This is a genomic window from Streptomyces ipomoeae 91-03 (assembly GCF_000317595.1).
GTDB lineage: Bacteria > Actinomycetota > Actinomycetes > Streptomycetales > Streptomycetaceae > Streptomyces > Streptomyces ipomoeae.
This window is the reverse complement of record NZ_AEJC01000424.1, coordinates 1-4,933: the sequence shown is the minus strand read 5'-3', so window position 1 is coordinate 4,933 and position 4,933 is coordinate 1. Positions and strand designations below refer to the sequence as shown.

Annotated in this window: 4 protein-coding genes and 1 pseudogene; 2 read left to right on the top strand and 3 right to left on the bottom strand. The window is 71.0% G+C overall.

Annotation, left to right across the window (positions count from 1 at the left end):
* Positions 1-81: 81 nt before the first annotated feature.
* Together aroA and STRIP9103_RS28285 are read left to right on the top strand one after the other, a co-directional pair.
* Positions 82-1,329: a 3-phosphoshikimate 1-carboxyvinyltransferase gene (gene aroA, locus STRIP9103_RS28290; protein ID WP_048821134.1), complete on the top strand. Its 1,248-nt coding sequence runs from the start codon at positions 82-84 to the stop codon at positions 1,327-1,329.
* 106 nt (positions 1,330-1,435) lie between these two features.
* Positions 1,436-2,179, top strand: coding sequence for a Type 1 glutamine amidotransferase-like domain-containing protein (locus tag STRIP9103_RS28285; RefSeq protein ID WP_048821133.1), 744 nt, complete (start codon positions 1,436-1,438; stop codon positions 2,177-2,179).
* 350 nt (positions 2,180-2,529) lie between these two features.
* Here the strand turns inward: STRIP9103_RS28285 and STRIP9103_RS28280 are convergent, their stop codons facing one another.
* The 3 genes and pseudogenes from STRIP9103_RS28280 to STRIP9103_RS51995 all read right to left on the bottom strand — a co-directional run.
* On the bottom strand, positions 2,530-3,489 hold the full coding sequence (locus STRIP9103_RS28280) for an MHYT domain-containing protein (RefSeq protein ID WP_009325966.1): 960 nt from the start codon (positions 3,487-3,489) through the stop codon (positions 2,530-2,532).
* A 267-nt stretch (positions 3,490-3,756) separates the two neighbouring features.
* A complete protein-coding gene (locus STRIP9103_RS28275) occupies positions 3,757-4,563 on the bottom strand; it encodes a sugar phosphate isomerase/epimerase family protein (RefSeq protein ID WP_048821131.1) in 807 nt (268 codons plus the stop codon).
* Between the two features lie 91 nt (positions 4,564-4,654).
* A pseudogene (locus STRIP9103_RS51995) lies at positions 4,655-4,933 on the bottom strand (hypothetical protein); the annotation flags it as partial.

The following is a 4,933-nucleotide window of genomic DNA, read 5'->3' as shown; positions in this document are numbered from 1 at the left end:
CCTCACCCCCGAGTCGGAAGGCGCATGGTCCACTTGCCGGACGCTCCGGCACACCCCCGCCCCATCGGTCAGCATGTCGGCATGCCCCTCGTCGACATCCCCGGTTCCAAGTCCATCACCGCCCGCGCCCTCTTCCTCGCCGCCGCAGCCGACGGAGTCACCACGCTGCTACGACCCCTCAGATCCGACGACACCGAGGGCTTCGCCGAGGGCCTGACCCGGCTCGGCTACCGCGTCGGCCGTACCCCCGACTCCTGGCAGATCGACGGCCGTCCCCAGGGCCCGGCGGTCAAGGAGGCGGACGTCTACTGCCGGGACGGCGCCACCACCGCCCGCTTCCTGCCCACCCTGGCCGCCGCCGGCCACGGCACCTACCGCTTCGACGCCTCCGCCCAGATGCGCCGCCGCCCCCTGGCCCCGCTCACCCGGGCCCTGCGCGACCTCGGCGTCGACCTCGTACACGAGGAGGCCGAGGGCCACCACCCGCTGCGGATCGCCGCCAACGGCGTCACCGGCGGTGACGTCACCCTCGACGCCGGCCAGTCCTCCCAGTACCTCACCGCCCTGCTCCTCCTCGGCCCCCTCACCCGCGAGGGCCTGCGCATCACGGTGACGGACCTGGTCTCGGAGCCGTACGTGGAGATCACCACGGCGATGATGCGGGCGTTCGGCGCCGACGTCCGCCGCGAGGGCCGTACCTACGTCGTCGAACCCGGCGGCTACCGCGCCACCACCTACGCCGTCGAACCCGACGCCTCCACCTCCAGCTACTTCTTCGCCGCCGCGGCCCTCACCGGCGGCGAGGTCACCGTCCCCGGCCTCGGCACCGGCGCCCTCCAGGGCGACCTGCGCTTCGTGGACGTACTGCGGCGGATGGGCGCCCGTGTGGACGTACGCGAGGACGGCACGACCGTGACCGGCACCGGCGAACTGCGCGGCCTCACCGTCAACATGCGTGACATCTCCGACACCATGCCGACCCTTGCCGCGATCGCCCCCTTCGCCTCCGGCCCCGTCCGCATCGAGGACGTCGCCAACACCCGGGTCAAGGAGTGCGACCGCCTGGAGGCCTGCGCGGAGAACCTCCGGCGGCTGGGGGCGGAGGTCGCCACGGGCCCCGACTGGATCGAGATCCGCCCCGGCGCACCGCTGACCTCCACCACGGACATCAAGACGTACGGCGACCACCGCATCGTGATGTCCTTCGCCGTGACGGGACTTCGGGTGCCGGGCATCACGTTCGACGACCCCGGCTGCGTACGGAAGACGTTCCCGGACTTCCACGAGGTGTTCGCGGAGTTCCGGCGGGAGTTGCCGGGCGCCGAGTGAGGCGGGAGCCGCCGGGCGCCGAGTGAGACGACCGGCACGGCCAACTGAACGCCCATACAGGAGCGCGGGCCGGGAGGGCGGCGTACGCCTTGCTACCCTCCCGGCCATGACTGCCTCCGAGCCCACCATCGTCGCCACGTCGGGCGGCCACCGCCTGGGGGACCGCACCCGGGTGACCTTCCACTCGCTGGTGCACCACGCGGTGGAGCTGTCGGGGGTCGACGGCCGTCGCCCGAAGGTCATGTACGTCGGTACGGCCGTCGGCGACTCCGAGCACATGACCGCCCGCATGAGCGAGGCCGCGCGGGTGGCGGGCTTCGATCTGACCCCGCTGGCCCTCTTCCCGATGCCGAACATCGAGGACGTCGAGGGCGCCGTCCTCGAACAGGACGTCGTCTGGGTCATGGGCGGCTCGGTGGCCAACCTGCTGGCCGTCTGGCGGGTCCACGGCCTCGACGAGATCTTCCGCCGGGCCTGGCAGTCCGGCGTCGTCCTCAGCGGTGTCAGCGTCGGCTCCATCTGCTGGTTCCGGGGCGGCACGACCGACTCCTTCGGCCCTCGACTCCGCCCGGTGACGGACGCGTTGGCCTACCTCCCGTACGGCAACGGCGTCCACTACGACAGCGACGCGGGCCGCCGTCCCCTGGTCCACGACCTCGTCGCCACCGGCACCCTCCCGGAGACCCACTGCACGGACGACGGCGTCGGACTCGTGTACCGGGGCACGGAGTTGGTGGAGGCGGTCGCGGAGATCCCGGGCAGGTCCGCGTACATCGTCCGCCGCGAAGGCGAGACCGGCACCACGGAGGAACGCGTCGAACCGAGGCTGCTGCCGGAGCCGAGGCATTGACCGCCGGGTTGAAAGCGCGGGGCGCGCCCGGGGTCTTTCAGGGGCGCGGGGCTGTGTCGATGTGCGGCTCCGCCGCGTGGGCGCGAGCAACCACGACGGCGCCGCAGCCATCCGACGACCTGTCCTGGCACTTCCGTAGGACGACCCGCGGAGCAGCTGCGGCTGGAGTCCGAGAAACTGAGCGCCGACGTCATCCGTCCGTCAGCCACCCACCGGCGCCCGCTCGTCAGCCACCCACCGGCGCCCGCTCGTCCAGCAGCCCTTCGTCCCGGCATGTGACGAACGCCCATCCTGCCGTTGCTCGTGTCACCTGGTCAAAGGGATGTACGAGAGGCGGGCCGGAGACGGACTCACCACTTCTGGACGCGCGGAGCGGCCCCCTGCGGCTGTTGCCGCACGGACCGTGCCGGCCGCGCCGGAGGGTCGAAGAGCGACCCGGAACCGTCGTCCGGGTGGGGCAGGGGTACGTCGGGGCGGTCGGCGCGCCAAGCGGCGGCGGACGCCCGCTGGTGGGACTCCTCACGCGGCCCCTCCGGTCCCCGCTTCCGCCCGCCCGCGGCCCGGCCCCACTCGCCCTCGCCCAGGACGAGCATCGGGTCGAACATCACGACGACACCGGCCAGCAGCAGGAAGATGATCGGCCCGATGAGCATGGGCAGCAGGATCGACAGGGGCGACTCACCGGATAAGTGGCCGGCGTTCGTGCCGTGCAGATGGACGCCCACGGCGGCCATCCCGGTGTAGTGCATGCCGGACACGGCGACGCCCATGACCAGGCTCGCGCCCAGGCTGGTGAGAAAGCCCCGGATCGACACGGCCGCCCAGAGCGCGGCGGTGGCGGCGACGATGGCGATGACGATGGAGAGGGCGACGACGGTGATGTCGTACTGGATGTAGCCGTTCAGCTGGATGGCGGCCATGCCTAAGTAGTGCATGGCGGCGACCCCGAGCCCGGTGACATCGCCGGCCGCGCACAGCGTGGCGGTGCTGACCCCTCGGTATCCGACGGCGAACACCCCGATACCGACCACGACGACCGCGACGGCGAGGCTGAGCACCGTCAGGCCGACGTCGTAGTGGATGGGGCTCTCCTCCACGCGGAAGCCGATCATGGCGATGAAGTGCATCGTCCAGATGCCGCAGCCGATCGACGTGGCACCGAGGGCGAGCCAGCCGGGTTTCCAGGATCGCTCGTTGTATACGGACCTGACGACACAGCGCAGCCCGAGCGCACCGCCCAGGCAGGCCATGATGTAGGCGGCCACCGGGGTGACCGCTCCGTAACTGAAATCGTCGACCGTGCCATGCATATGCCAAATCCCCCCAGGATGTGGCTAGTTGACCTTGTCTCCCGTGCGGGAGGTAAGTCTGGTGTAAAGGCAGGCCGGAGCGCTCCGTTTTCCAAGAGTTACTGTCGGTATCTGTCCAACCGGTGATCGGCTTTGGGGGGCTGAGGACTGATTTACGTTCAAAATCCCGCCGAGCTTGAGCTTTCAAGCTAAGGCCACGGCTTTACGCGATGAAATCCTGGTTTCACGCCACGTCGTTGGTCATGGTTCTGCGTACGCGTCGTTGCCCTACGCCGCGTCGTTCAGCAGCCGCCCGAGATGCTCCCGCCCGGCCCCCAGCAACCCCTCCAGCGGCGCGGCGTTCTCGTACCACCGCTTCTCGTACTCCCAGCACAGCCATCCGTCCCAGCCCTTGCGGGACAACAGCTCGACGCACTCCGCCAGCGGCAGCACCCCCGCGCCGAGCGGCAGCGGGGTCGTGTCGTCGGCCGAGGCGATGTCCTTGACCTGTACGTAGCCGAGGAAGGGGGCGAGGGCGGCGAAGGACTCGGAGGGCTGCTCGCCGCCGAGCCAGGTGTGCATCACGTCCCAGAGCGAGCCGACGTTACGGTGCCCGACCAGGCCGAGCACGCGGATCGCGTCCGCGCCGGTGCGGTGCGAGTCATGGGTCTCCAGCAGGATCCGTACGCCCCGGTCGGCCGCGTCCTCCGCGGCCACCCCGAGCCGCCGGGTGGCGACGGCGTCGGCCTCGTCCGCGCTCTGCCCGCCCGCCGGGTCCCCGCCGGGGAAGACCCGTACGAAGGGTGCGCCCAAGTCCCGGGCCAGGTCCAGCAGTTGGCGGATCTCCTCCAGTACGGGCCCGTCGTCCCCCGGCGCCGCGACCCGCGCATACCCCGCGAGCCCCAGGATCTCCACCCCCGCCGCCTTGAACTCCGCCGCCACGTCCGCCCGCTCGGCGGCGTCGATCCCCGGATGCACCGGTTCCTCGGGATGGGCACGCAATTCGACACCGTGATAACCGTGCGCGACGGCGAGCCGTACGACGTCGGCGATGGGAAGACCGGGAACACCGAGGGTGGAGAAGGCGAGTTTCATGTCTTCGGACCCTACTCGGCATCGCCGGTCATTCCACCGTGACATCTCGGTCCGTACCGTTCCATCCGGCATCATCCCGTGTCGTTCGGCGTCATCCGGCGTCGTCCCGTGTCGTCCCGTGCCGTCCCGCGTCATCCCGCGTCATCCGGTGAGCGGGAGCCGGTCCCAGCCCCAGCCGCCAGTCCTGCCCCACCAGGTCGACCCCGAAGGAATGGTGCGGCTTCTCGGCGACGAGGGTGAAGCCGTGGCGCTGGTAGATGCGGCGGGCGGCGGTGAGGCAGTCGTTCGTGTCCAGCGGCAGCTCCGCCCGCAGATCCGCGGCATCCGACCGCGCCGTGTGCGCCGGCTCCCACAGCCCCCGCGCCTCGGT

What these genes read in the sequence shown, in the direction of transcription:
- aroA (WP_048821134.1), top strand. Translation starts at nt 82, where the DNA reads ATGCCCCTCGTCGACATCCCCGGTTCCAAGTCCATCACCGCCCGCGCC.
- STRIP9103_RS28285 (WP_048821133.1), top strand. Translation starts at nt 1,436, where the DNA reads ATGACTGCCTCCGAGCCCACCATCGTCGCCACGTCGGGCGGCCACCGC.
- STRIP9103_RS28280 (WP_009325966.1), bottom strand. Translation starts at nt 3,489, where the DNA reads ATGCATGGCACGGTCGACGATTTCAGTTACGGAGCGGTCACCCCGGTG.
- STRIP9103_RS28275 (WP_048821131.1), bottom strand. Translation starts at nt 4,563, where the DNA reads ATGAAACTCGCCTTCTCCACCCTCGGTGTTCCCGGTCTTCCCATCGCC.